Below are 19,994 nucleotides of genomic sequence, written 5' to 3'. Positions count from 1 at the left end.
TTATAATTAATTAAGGTTAATCGATGAATGCTTGGTACCTCATTTGCTTTCTTTCTGCACTTGCTATTTTTATTGCATTTGCAAATCAATATATTCTTAAAATGCAAACCACTATTGCCATTACCACAGGCTCGGTTGTCATTTCATTATTGTTGATCATTGCCGTTAAGCTTTTGGGCGATCAAAACGCGTTAGCTATGACCCAAATTGTCTCGAGTATTAACTTTAATGAGTTACTTCTTAAAGGCATGCTAGGCTTTTTGTTGTTTGCCGGCGCACTGGAAATTAACCTGCAAGCTCTTAAAAAACAACGCTGGGAAATAACCGTTTTAGTCTTGTTTTCTACCTTGGTTTCTACTTTTATAGTTGGCTATTTAAGTTTTTACTTATTTGCAGCCTTTGGCTGGCCAGTGCCTTTTATATACTGTTTATTATTTGGTGCATTAATTAGCCCCACCGACCCAATTGCAGTACTGGCTATCATTAAGCAAATGCGTGCACCTGAGGGTATTTCGGTACAAGTTGAGGGCGAATCGCTTTTTAACGATGGGATTGGTTTAGTTATATTTACCACTATTTTTTCAGTAGCCTTTTATGGTACCGATGCAAACTTTAAAGATATAGCCGAGTTGTTTTTTGTTGATGCCCTTGGTGGTATAGCGTTTGGCTTGGCTATTGCACTGGTTGGCCACTTTTTAATTATTAATAGTCGCGACGTAAATATTCGCTTGCTTATTACTCTCACTATCCCAAGCGCAGGATTTGCAGCGGCTAATTTATGGGAAATATCGGGCGCGCTTGCTATGGTAACCAGCGGTATTTTGTTAGGTAATATTACTCGCTCTAAAGCCACTGAACGCACCGGGCCCGATGATACCCGTTATGTAAAAGACTTTTGGCATGCCACTGACAGCTTTTTAAATGCGCTACTGTTTTTAATTATTGGCATGCTCATAGTGACCATGCCCATTACGCTAAGTGAAATTGGCGTAGGCTTGCTGATGATACCTGCTGTGCTTATAGCCCGTTTTATTAGTGTAGGTGCCCCTTTTGTATTGTTTAAACAATTTAGAAGTTACGACAAGCATAGCGTTAAAATATTAACCTGGGGCGGATTAAGAGGTGGCTTAGCATTAGCCATGGCAGCGGCCATACCCCGTGAAGAAGTTTTTATTGGCGGCTCTGATTTACATAACCTAATTGTAATTGTGACCTATGTAGTGGTGATTTTTTCAATTATTATTCAAGGTTTAACTATTTCACCACTTATTCACAGCAGTATTGCATCTGCAGAGCAAACTAAAAAAACGGCTAATTAAGCTATTACTTTGCTGCGGTTAACTGGTTATATACATGATCAAATAGCGCCTATTTTGGGGCGTATTTGATCTATTTTGTAGCTGCGCTTAATAACGCAGCTTAACAACTTATGCCCATGTATCTAGGTGCGGCGTACCGTCTTCATCTTTTTTAATACCCGAGTTATCGGTGTTTTCGTTGATAAGTGAAAGCTTTTGTTTCTTTTCTAACTCTCGTTTTTTACGCTCATCTAATGCGACTTTGTCAGTACTCGCACCTTGTTTTACGCCCGCAATATAAAAAGCCCCTTTAGGCTCGAGCGCTAAACGCGTAATTGGCCCTAAGTAGGGGATCATAATATCCATACATCCTCCTTCAATACCAAAATCAATTTATGGTATGAGCTTTTAAAGCTTAAGTTAATATACATTAATCCTAGTTTATATCGGCGGTTATAACATATTCTTTAATTATGCAAAAAAAGGCTTGCCATATTATGCTGCTTTATGTTTTTATAATACGCACAAATCGAGATACATAACAACACACGTTAACTATATAAACGTTTGTTAAATAGGACAATAAAATGCGCTTAAACCTGACATCAGTACATCACCACCATTCATCGGAATAACCTGTCAGGTCTTTCGCTGAGAGGTTATTCCTAAAAGGAACCTCTGGCGAGTCATACAAATTGATTCATTTTCGCCCTGAGGTTCCGCCTCGGGGTTTTTAGTTTTTAAATTAAAGGAAAATGAATAATGAACAACAGTAATCGTCTACGTATCGCCATCCAAAAGGGCGGCCGCCTTTCAAAAGATTGCCAAGAGCTACTTAAACAGCTAGGTATTAAACTTAATCTTCGTGAACAACGCTTAATTGCACATTCAACTAATATGCCAATTGATGTATTACGTGTGCGCGATGACGACATTCCGGGCTTAGTAATGGAAGGCGTATGTGATTTAGGTATAGTGGGTGAAAACGTACTAGTAGAAGTGCAAGCTGAGCGTTTACGCCAAGGCATCCCAAGCGAAGTAACTAAACTGTCTAAACTAGACTTTGGTTACTGCCGCCTAGCACTAGCGTGGCCACAAGAGCTTGGTAAGCAAGACAAGAGCTGGTTTGAAGGCAAGCGCATTGCTACCACCTACCCTGAAATTTTAAAACAGTACTTAAAACGCGAAGGCATTAACGCCAGCACGGTTATGCTTACCGGCTCGGTTGAAGTAGCGCCACGTGCAGGCCTTGCTGATGCAATTTGTGATTTGGTTTCTACTGGCGCAACGCTTGAAGCGAATGGATTAATGCAAGGCGATACTATTTTAGAATCAAACGCTTGTTTAATTCAAAATAAAGACCTACAAGATACCGATAAATTAGCACTTATTAATAAGCTTATGCCGCGCCTACGTGGTGTTAGACAAGCTAAAGAAAGCAAATACATCATGCTACACGCGCCAAAAAATAAGCTTGAAGAAATTTGCGAAATTTTGCCTGGCTCTGGTCAACCTACCCTACTTGCCCTTGCCGGTAGTGATGATTATGTAGCACTGCACATGGTAAGCAGCGAAACTTTATTTTGGGAAACCATGGAGCAGCTAAAAGCCCTAGGTGCTAACTCAATTTTAGTTATGCCTATTGAAAAAATGATGGAGTAAGTAACATGCTTCGTTGGAATGAGGAATCTTCACAAGCACAAGCAGCGGCGCTAACACGCCCTGCGGTTTCGGCCAGCGCTAAGGTTGAAGCTATATGTAAAACTATTTTAGCTAAAGTAAAAGAGCAAGGCGACGAGGCTTTGCTGGACATGGCTAAAGAGTTTGATAATAGAGCGAATCCACGTTTACGTGTGCCGCTTGATGAAATAAACGCATCTGAGCAGGCGCTCAGTGCAGAGCTTAAGTATGCCATTGATACCGCTTATGCAAATGTAAAATGTTTTCATGAAGCGCAATTACCTAAAGATATTAAATTATCGACCCAACCGGGCGTTGTGTGTGAACTGAAATATCAAGCCATCGAAGCTGTTGGTATATATGTACCCGGTGGCAGTGCTCCACTGCCATCGTCGGTTATTATGCAAGGTGTATTAGCCCAATTAAGCGGTGCAAAAACCGTTGTACTTGCTACCCCCGTACAAGGCGATAAAGCCATTAACCCCGCTATTTTATACGCAGCAAAATTATGCGGCATTACCACGCTAATAGAAAGTGGTGGCGCAGGCGCAATTGCAGCAATGGCTTATGGCACAGAGTCAGTGCCTAAAGTGAATAAAATTTTTGGCCCAGGTAATAGCTTTGTCACTATGGCTAAGCAACTTGTGGCGCAAACTGTACCTGGCATGGCCATTGATATGCCTGCAGGCCCATCTGAAGTATTAGTTATTGCAGATGAACGTGCAAACCCAGAATTTATAGCCGCCGATTTACTCTCACAAGCAGAGCACGGTGCTGACTCGCAAGTTATTTTATTATGTAACAGCGAAAGTATTATAGAGCAAACTCAGCAGGCGCTTACTCGCCAACTTGCTAAATTAAGCCGCAAAGAAACCGCCGAGCAAGCCTTGGCTAACTCGTCACTTATTTTAGTTGACTCAATCGCACAAGCGTTTGACGTATCAGCGCAGTACGGCCCTGAGCACTTAATTTTGCAACTAGCAGACTCCACACCCTACCTAGATAAAGTTAAAAATGCGGGCTCAGTATTTGTGGGTGATTATACGCCTGAATCGGCAGGCGATTATGCATCAGGTACTAATCACGTATTGCCAACCTATGGTTATAGCGCAAGCTATTCTAGCTTGAACTTACTTGATTTTTTTCGCACCTACACAGTGCAAACAATTACTAAAAGTGGTTTAACCCAGCTGTCAAAAGCTATTTTACCCCTTGCAAATGCCGAGGGCCTTGATGCTCACGCAAATGCGGTTTCAATTCGCTTAGAGGCAATTAAAAATGAGCAATGAGAGCACGCAAGCTAATAACTTATTACCAGCAAATATTGCAGCGCTTGCTGCTTACAGCTCAGCTAAAAGTGAAAAGTTAAGCGGCACAACTTGGTTAAATGCCAACGAAAGTCCGTATGCTAAAACCATCCAGCTGAGTGTTGAAGATTTAAACCGCTATCCAGATCCACAACCACAACTGGTTATTGATCGCTACGCGGCGTATGCAGAGCTTGAAAGCGAAAACGTGCTAATGACCCGTGGTGCCGACGAAGGCATAGAGCTTTTAGTGCGAACATACTGCGAAAGCGCAAAAGACAGCATTGCGCTATTTTTGCCAACTTACGGCATGTATAAAGTCACTGCCGATACACACAATGTCGCCATTAACGCACTAACACAAGCGCTATTATTAAATGGCAGTGTTGATGAAATAGTAGATGCGGTTGGCAGCTCAAAATTGGTATTTATTTGTAACCCAAATAACCCCACAGGCAGCTTAACCCCACTTGATAAAGTGACAGCAATTGCAACAGCACTTGCAGATAAAGCATTGGTTATTGTTGATGAAGCCTATATAGAATTTTGCCCAGAGCAAAGCGCTACAAAATTAATAAACCAATTTAGTAATGTAGTGGTGCTACGTACCCTTTCAAAAGCATTTGCACTGGCAGGCCTTAGAACCGGTTTTACGCTTGCACAAGCAGCAACTCTTGCGCCAATTCGTAAAGTAATAGCGCCGTATCCGGTATCTGGCGTAGTAGCAAGTATTGCAGCGCAAGCAATTGCTCCCGATGCAATTACCTCAATGCGCCGCCAAGTGATTATTTTAAACGCTTTAAAAGCTAAACTTGTACAGTGGCTAAGTGAATCGCCTGCTGTATTAAAAATTCTCACTGGTGAAGGTAACTTTGTTACTTTAAAGTTAGCCGATAAAAACTATTTTAAAATCGCACTTGATCAAGGTTTGGTTATGCGCGCTTTTACCTTATATGGTGAAAGCGACTGGCTACGCATTTCAATTGGTAGCGAACAAGAACTTAAACAAGTAAAAATTTGGCTTGATGGCCTAGCATTGCCAACAGCCTCAGCAATTTCAGCACAACAGGAAGTATCATGAGTAACCCCTATTTATTTATTGACCGCGACGGCACCATAATTGAAGAGCCAATTACCGATAAACAGGTAGACAGCCTTGAAAAGCTGGCGTTTTTACCCGGTGTAATGCCCGCATTATTACAATTACAAGCAGCAGGCTATCGCTTAGTAATGGTATCTAACCAAGATGGTTTAGGCACCGACAGCTTTCCTACACAGGATTTTGATCTAGCCCAAAACAAAATGATGGACATACTACAAAGCCAAGGCATTAACTTTGACGAGGTATTAATTTGTCCACACTTTGACGAGCAAAACTGCGATTGCCGTAAACCTAAAACAGGTTTACTTACCGAGCTAATGCGTTCTGGCAAAGTAGATTTAGCGCGCTCTTTTGTAATTGGCGACCGTGAAACTGATATAGGCCTGGCGCAAAATTTATGTTGCGAAGGTATTTTGTACGATGGCGATTGGAGTGCAATAGTTACTAAACTAACTACCGCAAACCGCGAGGGCCGCGTTACACGTAATACCAAAGAAACTCAAATAGATGTAGCAATAAACTTAGATCAAACTAAAAACGGCAGTATAGATACCGGCCTTGGCTTTTTTGATCATATGCTTGATCAAATTCGCACCCACGCCAACATTGGTTTAAACATTAAAGCCAAAGGCGATTTGCACATAGACGAGCACCACCTTGTTGAAGACATAGGTATTGCTCTAGGTGTTGCACTTAAACAAGCCTTAGGCACTAAATCGCAAATTGCTCGCTATGGTTTTGCCCTGCCAATGGATGAATGTAAAGCCGAAGCACAAATTGATTTATCGGGGCGTGCTTCGTTTGTACTTAACGCTAATTTTAGCCGCGAAAAAGCAGGCGATTTAGATGTACAAATGGTTGAGCATTTTTTCAAAAGCTTAAGCGATAACGCCGCAATTAGCCTAATTTTATCGGTAAGCGACGGTAACTGCCATCATCAAGTAGAGGGTTTATTTAAAGCTTTTTCTCGCGCACTGCGCATGGCAATAGCGCAAGATATTAGCCAGCAAACTGCTAGCTCTAAAGGGTGTTTATGATTGCGATAATAAATACCGGGTGCGCTAATATAAACTCAGTGCGTTTTGCCTTTGAACGTTTAGGACAAACGCCAACTGTAATTACCTCTCCAGAGCAGTTAGCGGGTTTTGAGCGCGCTATATTACCCGGTGTTGGCCATGCTTCGGTTGCCATGAAACGCTTAGTCGATAACGGTTGGCAACACGCTATAAACGAATACCAGCGCCCGCTAATGGGTATTTGCTTAGGTATGCAGTTACTGTGCGAAAGCACCGAAGAAGGTAACGTGCAGTGCTTAGGTAAAATACCTGGGCATGTAACAGCGCTTGATGTAGGTCAACTTACGTCACCGCATATGGGCTGGAACAATTTAACCATAAATAAAGAGCATGCCTTAACAAAAGGACTAACACCCGACGAGCAAGTGTACTTTGTACACAGCTTTGCGCACACGGTAAACAACGCCACATTAGTAAGCGGCGAGTACGGACAACGTTTTTCGGCCATAGTGGCCAAAGATAACTATGCCGGCATGCAGTTTCACCCAGAGCGCAGCGCTAAAATAGGCGCGCGTTTATTACAAAATTTTGTTGATTGGCAGTTGTAGACTGCCCCTCATCTATTAATAAAGAGACACACTGTGATTATTCCAGCATTAGACGTATTACAAAATCAAATTGTGCGCTTATACCAAGGCAAATACGAGACTGTACAGTTTTACCCATTCGAGTTAGGCGCGCGTTTAAAAGAATACGCCGACAGCGGCGCAGGTAAACTTCACTTAGTTGATTTAGAAGGTGCCCGCGATCCAAGTAAAAAACAGTGGCAACACATTCAAGCGGCTACAAAAGCACTTAATGTGCCGTATCAAGTTGGCGGTGGCATTCGCTGTGAGCAAGATGTAAGTGATTGGCTAAAAGCCGGCGCAAACCAAGTGGTTATTGGCTCAATGGCGGTTGAAAAACGCGAACAAGTTAAAGCCTGGATTGAGCAGTTTGGCGCAGAACACTTTGTTATTGCCCTTGATGTAAATAAAACAGCCACTGGCTGGGCTCCGGCAACCCATGGTTGGCTAACTGAATCTGAGTTTGGTTTACTTGAGCTAGTAGATTTTTATGCTAACTTAGGTGTTATCGATTTTTTATGTACGGACATCAGCAAGGATGGCACCATGACCGGCCCATCGTTCGCGCTGTACGAGGATTTAATTAAGCATAACCCAACTATTAAAGTACAAGCATCTGGTGGCGTAAGCTCTCTTGATGACATTAAAAAGCTCAAAGAGCTGGGGATTGGCGGTATTATTTTAGGTAAATCACTGCTCGATGGCGCTTTTAGTGTCGAGCAAGCGTTAGCGTCTTATACCAACTCTGATAATGATTAAATAAGTCAAGCGAAACGAAGAAAGCACATAAACGTTATTTTATGTGCTTTTTACAATTGTATTTAATACTGCGGTGCTAAGTTAATAATAAGTTATTTATTTTTACCCGGTAGCATAGATGATAAAACCCCATCTTGCTTAAGCAAACCATGGTATAGCGTTGCGCTCACATGCATAAAAATAAATAGCAGGAATAAAACCGCTATAATTGCATGCGATTCACGCAAAAAGCCATAATAACTTATATTCTTCTCAAGTAAGTTTGGCAGGCTGAACAAGCCAAAGAAACTGATACTTCTGCCATCTGCATTTTGCATTAACCAGCCCGATATTGGCATTAGAATCATCGTTGTGTATAAACCTAATTGCGTGAGGTGCGCCGCAAGTGCTTGTGGCTTTGCAACGCTACTGGGGAGTTTAGGACTAGTAGTAAGCGATTTGTTTATTAACCGAATACATACTAAAAACAATGCTAAAACCCCAAACGACTTATGTAATAATACTGCCTCTATTTGCCAAACCGCTAAACTTTGCACCATAGATAAACCCAAAAACAACATCGAAATAATTAATACTGCCATTGTCCAATGAATAAGCATACTGGCTGGTGAGTACTTAGTTACTGTTTTCATACTACATTCCCTATTATTAATTATTTAAAAGTACTTCTTTAGCACGACGACGAAATGACTCAGCGTAACTGGATGCTCTGGCACGTAATATAGGATCTGCAGTTGGCTCAATGCCTGTAGGTAAAACAAGTGGATCAAAGTTCATATTTGCACATTGGCCACCCTCTTGTGCTTGAAAACGCGTAATAGCAACTGTGCCTGCATTAATTGATTTACGTGACTCTGGCCACAAAATAGTAGGATTATTTTCATCATCACTGGCATCTGCAAAGGTAAAAATAAGATCAAACTTAATCGGTCCAATTGCTAATTCATCACTTAATTGCTGCTGTAGTGCATCATTAGAATCTAAATCAATTTGTGCACTGCTTTTAGCGGTACTTTGTGGCTTAGCAATCCAACGTACTGCCCGTTTTTTACCTTGCTCATCTACAAGGTAAAAAGCATTAATACTGTTGTAGGTTTCAGTAGCAAAACTATGGGTTGGCACATAACTGGCTTTCCATTTATTAAACGCTGCGCTTTCTGGATGAGCGTCAAAAAATGCTTTTATTTTTTCGGGGCTACGCTTTTTTGTTACTGGGTCGGGTGAGAGCGCTTGTAATTGCTCAAAAAAAGCAGTTGGTGTAGCCACTGCCATTACTGGTGGTGTGTTCATTGCCACACGCCATTCTTGATTAGCATTTGCAGTTAATGAAAATGCTAAACTACGTACGGGTGATTTTAAATCAGGTGCGGTGGGATTATTTCCTGCAACTGAAAAACGCCCTAAAAGTGGTGTTGAACCCAAGTTAAAAATTTGTGCTTGTGAATAACTAGCTAAAGCGCCGTTTGATTCAAATGACCCCGCTATACAAATGCCCTTGGCATGGGCGCGACGAAAAGTAGGGTGAGGATTTCCCCCTTGCTGTAAGTTTACAAAGCGTTGGGCTGTAACCCCACTACTAAACACGCCGCCAAAATACAATATAGTAGTAGCAAATAGTGAAATAATGATAAGCAGAGCAAGCTTACGAAATATATTAGGTTTTTTCATATTTTTAATAACATCTTTATATTGAAGGGGAATTATATTTATCTGTAATTTAAAAAAACAGATTACTAGCACTTAACAGACCTTATTAAGGCAAATTTAATTTCGTGAACATCATTAATTATTTTTTATACTCATATAGTTAAATTTACGATCACAGGTTTGCGAGTCTTGACCAGACTTTTTTAATCTTTGCCTGCTAATACGTTAAAGTAACAACATCATAAAAATTAGTTTTATCTCGCTTGCAATATTAACGCTTTGTCTTATTGATATTGTTTTATCAACTGAGTGTACGTTTGAATTACACAATCATACAAAATAAAACACTAACATACAGATATATTAACGTATTGAATTTACAATGTTATTCTTAAAATATGCGCTAAAGTACACCCTTTATAAAACAAATATTAATTTAACATTGTAATAACAATTATAATTGCAGTATTTGGCTTTATAGCGTTTACTTCTAATAACAGCATAACAATACATAACTACACTCAATCGGTTTGGTATAATTATTCATACTCGTAGTGAAGGTTAGTAAAAGTAATGGTGACACCCTTATAAATAATAAGGTTAGCAAGCTCGCCAATAGTTACACAATTTGATGTAAGTTTACCGATTTATATAGTTTAAGCGTACCTGATTTTTATAAAAGGCATAAAATATGAATATGAAACACGTAGTAAAAAATCGATATACGCTAAGCATTGCATTAGCGGTACTACTGTCGGGCTGCTCTGAGCCTGAAGTAGATACAAAAATTGAAAAGGCTCCAAAGCCAGTTAAATTAATTACCATTAAAGATACTGCGCAATCAAACATTCTCACTTACCCTGCCACTGTCGATGCGATAAAAAGCTCAAAGCTGGCGTTTCAAGTTGGCGGTAAAATAGAAAAACTCAATGTTATTGCAGCACAACCCGTATTAAAAGGTGACGAACTGGCATCGCTAGAAAAGCGTAACTTTATTAACGAAGTAAACTCTACAAAGATACAGTATGAAACAGCTGATAATGACTTTAATCGCGGAATTAAACTCTCTAAAGATGGCGTAATTTCGGCTAGAGATATAGAGCAGCTAAAATCGAAAAAAGAAGTTGCTCAAGCTCGCTATGACTCAGCAAAAAAAGCACTAACAGACAGTACATTAGTCGCCCCTTATGATGCAATTGTAGCCGCTGTACCCGTAGAAGCGCTGGAAAATGTAAATGCGGGCCAACATATAGTTACTTTATTTGGTAAAGGCGAAATGGAAGTAGTTGTTAATATTCCATCTTCTATTGTTGCCACTGTTGACTCCCGCAAAGGCAGCCGTGCCTTTGTACTTTTAGAATCAGCTGCTAATACTTCTATTCCTGCTACATTTCGTCGCGCTAATTTAGAAGCTGATACGTCTAGCCAAACTTATGAGGTTAGGTTTTCATTTGCTGTACCGCAAAATCTAAATATTTTACCCGGCATGAATGCCAGTTTACGTATCGAGTTTGATAATAAATCGACTACAAATGAAATTACGCTACCTACATTTGCTATTTTTGAAGAAAATGGCCAGCACTATGTATGGACAGTAAGTGAATCTATGATCGTGAGTAAAACGGTTGTGACCTTAGTAAACGGTATTGGTGAAGAACTTGTTGTTACCAGTGGTATAAAAGCCGGCGATGTAATTGTTGGTGCTGGTGCAAATTATGTAACCGATGGTATGAAAGTACGCGCTTGGACTAAGTCATAGGAGCTTGAGTAATGGATTTAGCAAAGTGGACTATTAATAACAAACTAATTAGTACCATAATTATTATACTGACGTTAGGCTTTGGCTTTTCTTCATATAAAAACATGGCACGATTTGAAGACCCTGAATTTATAATTCGTACCGCACAAGTATTTGTTCCTTATTCTGGTGCAAGCCCTTTAGAGGTAGCCCGAGAAGTAACCGAGCCTTTAGAGCGTGCAATTCAAGAACTGCAGGAAATTGATACCATATCGTCTACCTCTTCATCGGGTATGTCTGAGATAAAAGTTGAGATTAAATCGGAGTTTTCGCCGACAAAGTCTGAGCTACAGATTATATGGACCAAACTAAGAAATAAAATTAATGATGCTCGCCCTTCCCTTCCACCAGGTACAGGTACGCCACAAATATTTGACGATTTTGGTGATGTATATGGTTTAAGCTATTTAATTACAGCCGAGGGTTACTCTCCTGATGAGCTGCATGCCTACGCTAAAAACTTACAAAGTGATATTTTACAGGTTAAAGGCGTTGCTAAAGTAGCTATGACCGGTGTTCAGCAAGAAGGTATTTTTGTTGAAATAGCCCGTGAAGATTTGGCCACTTTAGGTAGCTCAATCAGTAATATTTATTCAATTTTAGATAAGCAAAATACAGTAATAAGTGCCGGTAATACGCAAATTGGTGATCAACGTATTTTTATAGATCCCACCGGCTCTATTAATTCTATTGAAACAATACAAAACCTATTAGTGAGCGCCACCAATGACGGTAAAGCTATATATTTAAAAGATATTGCTAATGTATATCGTGGTTTTCAAAGCCCAGCAACTAAACTTGTACGTTACAACGGGCAACCGGCAATTTCTTTAGGGGTTGCCAGTGTGCTTGGTACTAACGTTGTTAAAGTGTTTGAGCGCGTAGATGAGCGCGTTAAACAAGCTGAAAACGTGAGACCCATTGGTATAACAGTGCATGAATATTATCATCAAGGTAAGGTTGTTCAGGCATCGGTAGATAACTTTGTAGTAAATGTAATTGTGGCATTAATTATTGTTGTTGTTACTTTACTTGTGTTTATGGGGCTGCGCTCTGGGCTTGTTATTGGCGCAGTATTACTACTGACTATTTTTGCCACACTAGCAACCATGGATTTTAGCGGCATACCCATGCACCGAATTTCACTTGGGGCATTAATTATTGCTTTAGGGATGATGGTTGATAATGCCATTGTTGTCACCGAGGGAATACTGGTTGGTACTAAACAAGGGCGCAAAAAGCTAGAAATAGCATCTGAAGTTGTAAAGCAAACAAGGTGGCCTTTATTAGGCGGCACTTTGGTAGGTATTGTGGCCTTTGCACCTATAGGTTTAGCACCGGGTGATACTGCCGAATTTACTGGGCATTTATTTTGGGTTATTTTAATTTCTTTACTTTACAGTTGGTTATTTGCAATTACCCTAACGCCACTATTTTGTTTTTGCTTGTTTAAAGAACAAGATAAAGACACCTCTACAACAGCTAAGCCTAATATGATTATGGCGGCTTATCAATCCATTGTTGTTAGCTCGCTTAATCATCGCTGGTTAACAGTTGCTGTAGTGATATTTACTTTTAGTGCATCAATGTGGGGATTTCAGTTTGTAAAATCTGGGTTTTTCCCAGCCTCTACAACACCACAAATGGTAGTAGATTTTTGGTTACCGCAAGGAACTGATATCGAAAAAACCAAAAAAGATATGATCAAGCTTGAATCCTTTATTCAACAGCAAGAGAGTATTGAGGGCGTACAAACCTTAATTGGTGGTGGCGGTTTACGATTTATGCTTATTTATGGAGCAGAATCACCAAACAGTTCTTACGGCCAAATATTAGCTAAAGTAGATGACTATAAAGTGCTTGATACTATGATCCCTAAAGTACAAGCGTATATAGATGACACCTTCCCAGAAGCGCAAGGCAAAGTATGGCGCTTTGTAATGGGACCCGGAGGTGGTTCTAAAATTGAGGCTACATTTAAAGGGCCAGAACCCGCAGTAATTCGTGAATTAGCCGATAAAGCGAAAGCAATCATGATTGATGACGGCGGTGCACTCTCAATTAAAGATACTTGGCGCCAGCAAGTTAGGGTTATTGAACCGCAATACTCGCCAATTAATGCCCAGCGTGCAGGTGTAACACGCAAAGCAATTGCTGAAGCGTTACAACAAAACTTTTCTGGTAAAACGGTTGGCCAATATAGAGAAGGTGAAGAGTTAATTCCTATTATTGTTAGAGCTCCCCTAAAAGAGCGCTCGAATGTTAATGATATAGGCAACATTCAAATTCCTAGCCAAATCACAGGTAAAACAATACCATTAGAGCAAGTTACTAATGGATTTAAAACCGTATGGCGTGATGGTATTTTAAAGCGCGAAGATAGAATGTGGACAATTAAGGCTCAAGCCGATCCACTTCCTGGGCAGCTTGCATCTGAATTATTTAATCGAGTAAGGCCACAAATAGAAGCGATTGACTTACCTGCCGGTTACACATTGGAATGGGATGGTGAGTATGGGCAATCAAAAGAGTCAAATGAAATGCTTGCATCAACACTACCACTTGGCCTTTTAGCTATGGTGCTAATTGTAGTGGTGTTATTCAATGCTTTAAAACAACCTATTATTATTTGGCTTGTGGTACCGCTGGCTCTTATAGGCGTGGTATTTGGCTTAGTAACAACTCAAACCCCACTTGAGTTTATGGGGATATTAGGATTGCTCTCTTTATCTGGCCTACTCATTAAAAATGCCATTGTATTGGTTGATCAAATGGATATGGAAATTAAGCAAGGTAAACCACGTTATGATGCCATTGTCGATTCGGCTAATAGCCGAGTAAGACCAGTAATGATGGGAACACTAACAACAGTACTTGGGGTAATACCGCTTTATTTTGATGCATTTTTCCAATCAATGGCGGTTGTATTAGTATTTGGCCTACTCTTTGCTACATTACTAACCTTAATTGTTATACCTGTGCTTTACGCTATTTTTATGGGCGTTAAAAAGGATGAACGCACGCCAGTTAATGCCTAAGGTAATAAACTAAATATTGCAAAGTAAATAAAATATACGGCCAGCTAATGTAAAATATTATCTGGCCGCATGCTTTTTTATACCCAACCCACAACATAAAATATCGCTCTATGCTGTTGATAAATAACTAGCTTCATAACTTTAATAAAGTGCCCATCGGCGTACTTGTTAACACTGTTGGCGGCGATGGTACAGGTAAATAAAACCCTTGCGACATTAAAGTAGCCAATTTAAACGCGTATTTGATATGAATGTGTTTACCATGTGCCGACTTTGTCAATTAGTGGCTCCTCACATGAAAAATAGCGATTATGGCAGCATAATTAATATCTCTTCTATGGCGAGCGTTAACAACAGCCCCGCTATTAGCGCCATGGCCCACGCGCTGTAAGTACTGATGCACTTAAAAAATGCTTACCTCTGAAGTATTAAAACAATGTTACTTCATACTTTTATTATCAATACGTTAAAGCTAACTCCATAGTTAATCCAACAAACTCATTTTATATCGCAACTTACTTAACATAACCAACTTGCTTAACCCTATTTCCTCGTTATAAAACCTCTAAAAACCCTCATACTAACGGTACTAAAATAACCCAAAGTAATATTTTTCAGTTAAGCATTTAATGGTCAACACTATATTTGTATACTATACTTAAGTTATTCATAAATAGGCCCTTAGAGCTTATAATTAAGGTGAGGGACCGCATTGACTAATCATTTAACGCTACATTTTGTAACGCCAGAAATGCTCAAAGCAGCGGAGATCACAGCCAAATATGACCCCATACTTGTTTTAGCATCTGTATTTACAGCGGTATTTGCATCTTATATTTCATTTTTACTTTCTGCTCGTATTAAAGGCGCGCAACTTAAAAACGAAAAGCTTTTTTGGACCCTACTGTCATCTTGCTTTTTAGGTGCAGGTATTTGGGCAATGCATTTTGTTGGCATGTTAGCCTACCAACTCCCTATTCCTGTAAGATACAATATACCTATAACACTAGTTTCAATTTTACCCAGTATATTTGCTAGTTATTTTGTTATATCCCCTAATTTAGAGCGTTTTAAACACTTATGGTTTAGAAGTATACTTATGGGCTTAGGTATTTGCAGTATGCATTACGTAGGTATGATAGCCATGATAATGCCAGCGCATATGGCTTATGAGCCCATTCTGTTTACGTTCTCTGTATTTGTTGCCGTAGCACTTTCGGGTTTAGCTTTAAAAATAAATGAATTACGCCAAACAACGCAAAATAAACAAAAGCGGGTTAACTTCTTAGCAGCGCTGGTAATGGGCAGTGCTATTTCGGGTATGCATTATATTGGTATGCTCTCTATGTATGTATTTGAATCTAGCCATACAACCTACCTTGCAAATGACAACAGCGCACAACTTGCCCAAGTGATTATATTTGTAGTGCTAGTATTGAGCTTATTTTTAGTAGGCAGTATGGAATTACGCGCCAGAAGCTTGTTATCGGCAAAATTAAAAGCAGTACTAAATACAGTACAAGACGTAGTGATATGTTTTGATCGCCAAGGCATTATCGAATTTGCTAACCCTCCAACCGCTAAAGTATTTGGTTTTGATCAACAGGCGTTAATTGGCAAAAACATTGCTATATTGCTGCCAAAAAAGCATGCAAAATTTTATCATTCATTTAATGAAGATCAATCCAACTTTGGCAAAAGTCAATTATTACAGGGGTGCAAAAATTGTGGGCAAGAGTTTCCTATAACAATCGCAATCAACCCTATAAGTGAGCTAACTAACGCCCCTTTAGTAGCTACTATTAAAGATTTAACCGATATTCAAAACCAAGAAGCCTTTACACAAACTATATTTGATACCCTACCTAACATTTTGTTTATTAAAGAAGCTAAGCATCTAAGTTATAGCCATGTAAATAAATCAGCTGAAAAATTACTTGGCAAATCACAAGAGCAACTTATAGGATTAAATGACTTTGATATATTCCCAGCAGAGCAAGCAGAATTTTTTGCAAAAGCAGATCGCAAAGTATTGAACTCAAACAATTCGATAACAATTAACGAAGAGCCAGTTACCATAAATGGAACAACTCGCTATTTACGTACTCACAAAGTGATTATAAAAGATAATATGGGTAAGGCTAAATTTTTACTTGGTATTGCTGAAGATATTACTGAGCTCAGAGAAGCTAGGATTGAGTTAGATAACTTGCATCATCGAATAGCATTAGCAGCAGATGCGGCTAATATTGGCATATGGGAATGGAATTTTAAAACCGATGTGCTTATTTGGGATGACTGGATGCACACACTTTATGGCATTAAAAAGGGTACTTTTTCTTGTAACTATGCTCAGTGGTCAAAAACAATTCATCCCGATGATTATGATGATGTTACCAATAGGCTGACCAAAGCAATAGCAACCAATGAAAAGTTTCATGCTGAGTTTAAAATTATACTGCCCTGTGGAGCAATACGTTATATAAACGCCGATGGGCGAGTATATGGTGATAGCATAGTCGGTATTAATTTTGATATTTCAAAGCGCATTATCGCTGAAAAAGAAGTACTAAAACTAGCTCAAACCGATTATTTAACCGGGCTTGCAAACCGTAACACCCTGACAAAGTTTGCTGAATGTGAGTTTAGAAAAGCTAAACAAACAAACAGTAAAGTGGCATGCTTATATTTTGACTTAGATAAGCTTAAGCCAATAAACGATACTCACGGCCATATAGTTGGCGACTGTGTATTAACCGTAATAGCCGACCGCTTAAAAGATATAACCCGTAAAACTGACTGTATCGCCTGTATTGGCGGGGATGAATTCGTTGTTATAAGCACCAACATTGAAAGCCTAAACCAAATAGAAAAACAAATAACCAGATACTTAAGTGCGATTGAGTTACCTATTGTTTTGCAGCACAACGAACTCTTAGTTACAGTAAGCATTGGCTATGCTATATATCCCGACGAAGCAGCAGACTTAGATGAGTTACTTAACAAAGCGGATAAAAGAATGTATGAACATAAAAGTAAAAAGCATGATCATGCTAATAACAGCCAACCACAAGTCAATTTAAGTTGAGCATTTAATTTTAACAATACATAACTTAAATGAACTGAACTGAAAAACTCAAATATTCCTACAGCTTCACTATGTATATCCTAAAAAGCGCTAAGTTAGCGGCTGCTTAGAGCCGTTCATTATAGGTTAACGCATTAATACAGCACGTAATTAGCATCCGTAAACACGCACTTTTTGTTATTTATACAATCCTCTGAATAGCTTTAAAAGTAATTAACTATAAGATATTTCGCCTATAAATAACGCTTAGATATATATATACTGTAGGTAATTATTAATATGACTTTTTGCTGACAATAATGTTTTTAGTGTTGTTGTTATTAATGCAAAATATTAACGAAAAGAATAGTAGCTATGACTTTCAAAAATAAACACACTACCTGCGAGACTTTCCCATGTTATCAAAACGCATAATTCCATGTCTCGACGTTAAAGACGGCCAAGTAGTCAAAGGCGTAAAATTTAAAGGCCATGAAGTAGTTGGTGATATTTTAACTATGGCAAAAGCTTACAGCGAGGCCGGTGCAGATGAACTTGTTTTTTACGAAATTAGTGCCAGTGTTGAAAAACGCTTACTCGATGTAAATTGGGTAGAGAGTATTGCCCGTCATATTGATATTCCTTTTTGTGTGGCTGGCGGAATTAAGTCGGTTGCCGATGCAGCTCGCGTACTTGAACGCGGCGCAGACAAAATCAGCATTAACAGCCCTGCTATTGCTCGCCCTGAGCTAATAAAAGAGCTGCACGATGAGTTTGGTAAGCAATGCGTAGTGGTCGGTATAGATAGCTTTTACGATGAAGTGACCGGTGAATACTTAGTGTACCAACTTACTGGCGATCCTAATGCGTCAAGCCGTACCCGTTATAAAACACAAGAATGGGTTAAACGCGTACAAGACTTAGGAGCAGGCGAAATAGTATTAAACTGTATGAACCAAGACGGCGTACGTAACGGTTATGATATTGAGCAATTAAGTAAAATACGCGAACTGTGTAATATTCCTCTTATCGCCTCAGGCGGTGCTGGATCTATGCAAGATTTTGTAGATGTGTTTAAACAAAGTGAAGTTGATGGCGCACTTGCAGCCAGTGTTTTTCATAAAAATGTGATTAACATTGGTGAACTAAAACAATTTTTAACTAATAACCAAGTGGCAGCAAGATTATGATATTAACACTCGACAACCAAACTCAAGTTGATTTCACTAAAAGTGAAATGATCCCTGCTATTATTCAAGAGGCACGTTCTGGTGTTATTTTAATGCAAGGCTTCATGAACAGCGAAGCACTAAAGGTGACACTTGAAAGTAACAAGGTAACGTTTTACTCGCGCTCAAAATCGCGTTTGTGGACCAAAGGTGAGTCATCTCAAAACTATTTAAATGTCGTGTCAGTACACACCGATTGTGACAACGATTCTATTTTAGTACTTGCCAACCCAGAAGGCCCAACGTGCCACTTAGGCACACAAAGCTGTTTTGGCGATGATGCAAAACCAAGCCTAAGCTTTTTAGCGCAACTTGAAGATGTTATTGTAGCGCGTAAAAACGACGATCCAGCTAAAAGCTATACAGCGTCTTTGTTTGCAGAAGATTTAAGCCGTAGTTGTCAAAAAGTAGGCGAGGAAGGCGTAGAAGTTGCCCTTGCTGCAATGAAACACGATAACGATGAGCTAACAAACGAGTCTGCTGATTTAATTTATCACCTTACAGTGCTATTACAACGCCAAGGCTTAGCCCTTGAAGACGTAGTTAAATGCTTAATAGGTCGCCACAAGTAAGTTGTAACTTTAATACCAACAACTTTTATAAAAGCACGCTTAAATTATTTAGTGTGCTTTAGCACATAGCGCACTAAATTCATTAATTAAAAGGATAATATTGAATGAAGAAGTTAGCCTCTGTCGTATTTACTGGCTTGGTAATTTCAGGTTGTTCTAGCGTTGTTACTGAGCAAACAGCCGCTATAGATAAACTTACACCATGTAATAAAATTCAAACCTTACTTGGTGCATACGATACCCGTTTTGAATCGCTAAAAACAACCAAAGTAACCACAAAATTTATGGATAGCTGGAGTACTAACTATCATTTAGTGGGTAAGCAATGCCAAATTACTGCATTTGATCATGATAATGTTATTTACCGCTGTCAAAATAGTTACAAAGAGCAAGTAGCTGCTGTAACAGATCATCAAAAAGCAGTGGCTTTTACTCGCCAATGTTTGCTTGAAAGCAATTGGCATGAAAGCCAAAAAGAGTCAAAAAACTCGATTCGTACTACTTTCGTACTTGATGAAAACACCCCTGTTATTTCAATCTACACCGGTAAAACGTTATCTAGTTTAAAATCGTGGTCTACCTCATTAGAAATTGGCAAATCAGTAGCTACTAAACAATAATTTTTTATAGGGTTTTATGGGTTTTCAAACAAAAACTAGCAAGACTAAACTTAAAACCGATTGTATTGGAGTTTGCCAGCGGCGCAGTGGCCTATGTACCGGCTGCGGACGTACCAACGATGAAATTTTTGAGTGGATTATTTTATCTGAAGATGAAAAAAAGGTGATTTTAGCAACCCCACGAAAAGATTGTGAAAAATAGTAAATTTAGTTCAAATTAAGTGCCCCACACTGT

The 19,994-nt window shown here is 39.3% G+C and carries 17 protein-coding genes; 14 read left to right on the top strand and 3 right to left on the bottom strand.

Translation table 11 applies throughout. From position 1 onward, the window contains the following. Window positions 1-23 precede the first annotated feature (23 nt). A complete protein-coding gene (locus J5X91_RS02340; RefSeq protein ID WP_086993462.1) occupies window positions 24-1,319 on the top strand; it encodes a sodium:proton antiporter in 1,296 nt (431 codons plus the stop codon). A 108-nt stretch (window positions 1,320-1,427) separates the two neighbouring features. Here J5X91_RS02340 and J5X91_RS02335 read toward each other — a convergent pair whose 3' ends face one another. Continuing rightward, window positions 1,428-1,664 carry a hypothetical protein gene (locus J5X91_RS02335; RefSeq protein WP_011330119.1) on the bottom strand — a complete coding sequence of 79 codons (237 nt, stop codon included), beginning with the start codon at window positions 1,662-1,664 and terminating at the stop codon, window positions 1,428-1,430. Window positions 1,665-2,060: 396 nt separating this feature from the next. On the opposite strand from J5X91_RS02335, the gene hisG reads away from it, so the two are divergent. Genes hisG through J5X91_RS02305 form a run of 6 tightly spaced genes read left to right on the top strand, consistent with a single transcriptional unit; the run spans window position 2,061 to window position 7,788 of the window. Then, window positions 2,061-2,960, top strand: a complete 900-nt coding sequence (gene hisG, locus J5X91_RS02330) for an ATP phosphoribosyltransferase (protein ID WP_011330118.1) — start codon at window positions 2,061-2,063, stop codon at window positions 2,958-2,960. Window positions 2,961-2,965: 5 nt separating this feature from the next. Continuing rightward, window positions 2,966-4,267, top strand: a complete 1,302-nt coding sequence (hisD, locus tag J5X91_RS02325; protein ID WP_208833983.1) for a histidinol dehydrogenase — start codon at window positions 2,966-2,968, stop codon at window positions 4,265-4,267. Next, entirely contained in the window at window positions 4,257-5,366 is a 1,110-nt protein-coding gene (hisC, locus tag J5X91_RS02320; protein ID WP_208833982.1) for a histidinol-phosphate transaminase, read from the top strand. The genes hisD and hisC overlap by 11 nt, the downstream gene beginning before the upstream one ends. Then, window positions 5,363-6,424 carry a bifunctional histidinol-phosphatase/imidazoleglycerol-phosphate dehydratase HisB gene (hisB, locus tag J5X91_RS02315; RefSeq protein ID WP_011330115.1) on the top strand — a complete coding sequence of 354 codons (1,062 nt, stop codon included), beginning with the start codon at window positions 5,363-5,365 and terminating at the stop codon, window positions 6,422-6,424. Before hisC ends, hisB begins: the two co-directional genes overlap by 4 nt. After that, window positions 6,421-7,011: an imidazole glycerol phosphate synthase subunit HisH gene (gene hisH, locus J5X91_RS02310; protein WP_041454940.1), complete on the top strand. Its 591-nt coding sequence runs from the start codon at window positions 6,421-6,423 to the stop codon at window positions 7,009-7,011. Before hisB ends, hisH begins: the two co-directional genes overlap by 4 nt. A 33-nt stretch (window positions 7,012-7,044) precedes the next feature. Continuing rightward, on the top strand, window positions 7,045-7,788 hold the full coding sequence (locus J5X91_RS02305) for a 1-(5-phosphoribosyl)-5-[(5-phosphoribosylamino)methylideneamino] imidazole-4-carboxamide isomerase (protein WP_208833981.1): 744 nt from the start codon (window positions 7,045-7,047) through the stop codon (window positions 7,786-7,788). A 92-nt stretch (window positions 7,789-7,880) separates the two neighbouring features. Here J5X91_RS02305 and J5X91_RS02300 read toward each other — a convergent pair whose 3' ends face one another. Further along, window positions 7,881-8,420, bottom strand: a complete 540-nt coding sequence (locus tag J5X91_RS02300) for a cytochrome b (RefSeq protein ID WP_208833980.1) — start codon at window positions 8,418-8,420, stop codon at window positions 7,881-7,883. Between the two features lie 16 nt (window positions 8,421-8,436). Beyond that, on the bottom strand, window positions 8,437-9,456 hold the full coding sequence (locus J5X91_RS02295) for a catalase family peroxidase (RefSeq protein ID WP_244363715.1): 1,020 nt from the start codon (window positions 9,454-9,456) through the stop codon (window positions 8,437-8,439). Between the two features lie 670 nt (window positions 9,457-10,126). On the opposite strand from J5X91_RS02295, the gene J5X91_RS02290 reads away from it, so the two are divergent. The 7 genes from J5X91_RS02290 (at window position 10,127) to J5X91_RS02255 (ending at window position 19,961) form a co-directional block, all read left to right on the top strand. Next, a complete protein-coding gene (locus tag J5X91_RS02290) occupies window positions 10,127-11,194 on the top strand; it encodes an efflux RND transporter periplasmic adaptor subunit (protein WP_208833979.1) in 1,068 nt (355 codons plus the stop codon). A gap of 11 nt (window positions 11,195-11,205) precedes the next feature. Further along, window positions 11,206-14,271, top strand: a complete 3,066-nt coding sequence (locus tag J5X91_RS02285) for an efflux RND transporter permease subunit (RefSeq protein WP_011330110.1) — start codon at window positions 11,206-11,208, stop codon at window positions 14,269-14,271. A gap of 712 nt (window positions 14,272-14,983) precedes the next feature. Next, window positions 14,984-17,359 (top strand): diguanylate cyclase, encoded by a 2,376-nt coding sequence (locus J5X91_RS02275; RefSeq protein ID WP_208833978.1) that lies wholly within the window; start codon window positions 14,984-14,986, stop codon window positions 17,357-17,359. Window positions 17,360-17,754: 395 nt separating this feature from the next. Beyond that, entirely contained in the window at window positions 17,755-18,528 is a 774-nt protein-coding gene (hisF, locus tag J5X91_RS02270) for an imidazole glycerol phosphate synthase subunit HisF (protein ID WP_011330107.1), read from the top strand. Continuing rightward, window positions 18,525-19,139 (top strand): bifunctional phosphoribosyl-AMP cyclohydrolase/phosphoribosyl-ATP diphosphatase HisIE, encoded by a 615-nt coding sequence (hisIE, locus tag J5X91_RS02265; protein ID WP_208833977.1) that lies wholly within the window; start codon window positions 18,525-18,527, stop codon window positions 19,137-19,139. The genes hisF and hisIE overlap by 4 nt, the downstream gene beginning before the upstream one ends. A 104-nt stretch (window positions 19,140-19,243) precedes the next feature. Continuing rightward, entirely contained in the window at window positions 19,244-19,759 is a 516-nt protein-coding gene (locus J5X91_RS02260) for a hypothetical protein (protein WP_182683597.1), read from the top strand. A 16-nt stretch (window positions 19,760-19,775) separates the two neighbouring features. After that, complete coding sequence (locus J5X91_RS02255; RefSeq protein ID WP_182683598.1) at window positions 19,776-19,961, top strand: DUF1289 domain-containing protein; 186 nt, start codon at window positions 19,776-19,778, stop codon at window positions 19,959-19,961. Window positions 19,962-19,994: the final 33 nt, after the last annotated feature.

Origin of the sequence: Pseudoalteromonas sp. K222D (assembly GCF_017653575.1) — a bacterium.
Lineage (GTDB): Bacteria > Pseudomonadota > Gammaproteobacteria > Enterobacterales > Alteromonadaceae > Pseudoalteromonas > Pseudoalteromonas nigrifaciens.
This window is presented reverse-complemented; position numbering and strand designations above follow the sequence as displayed.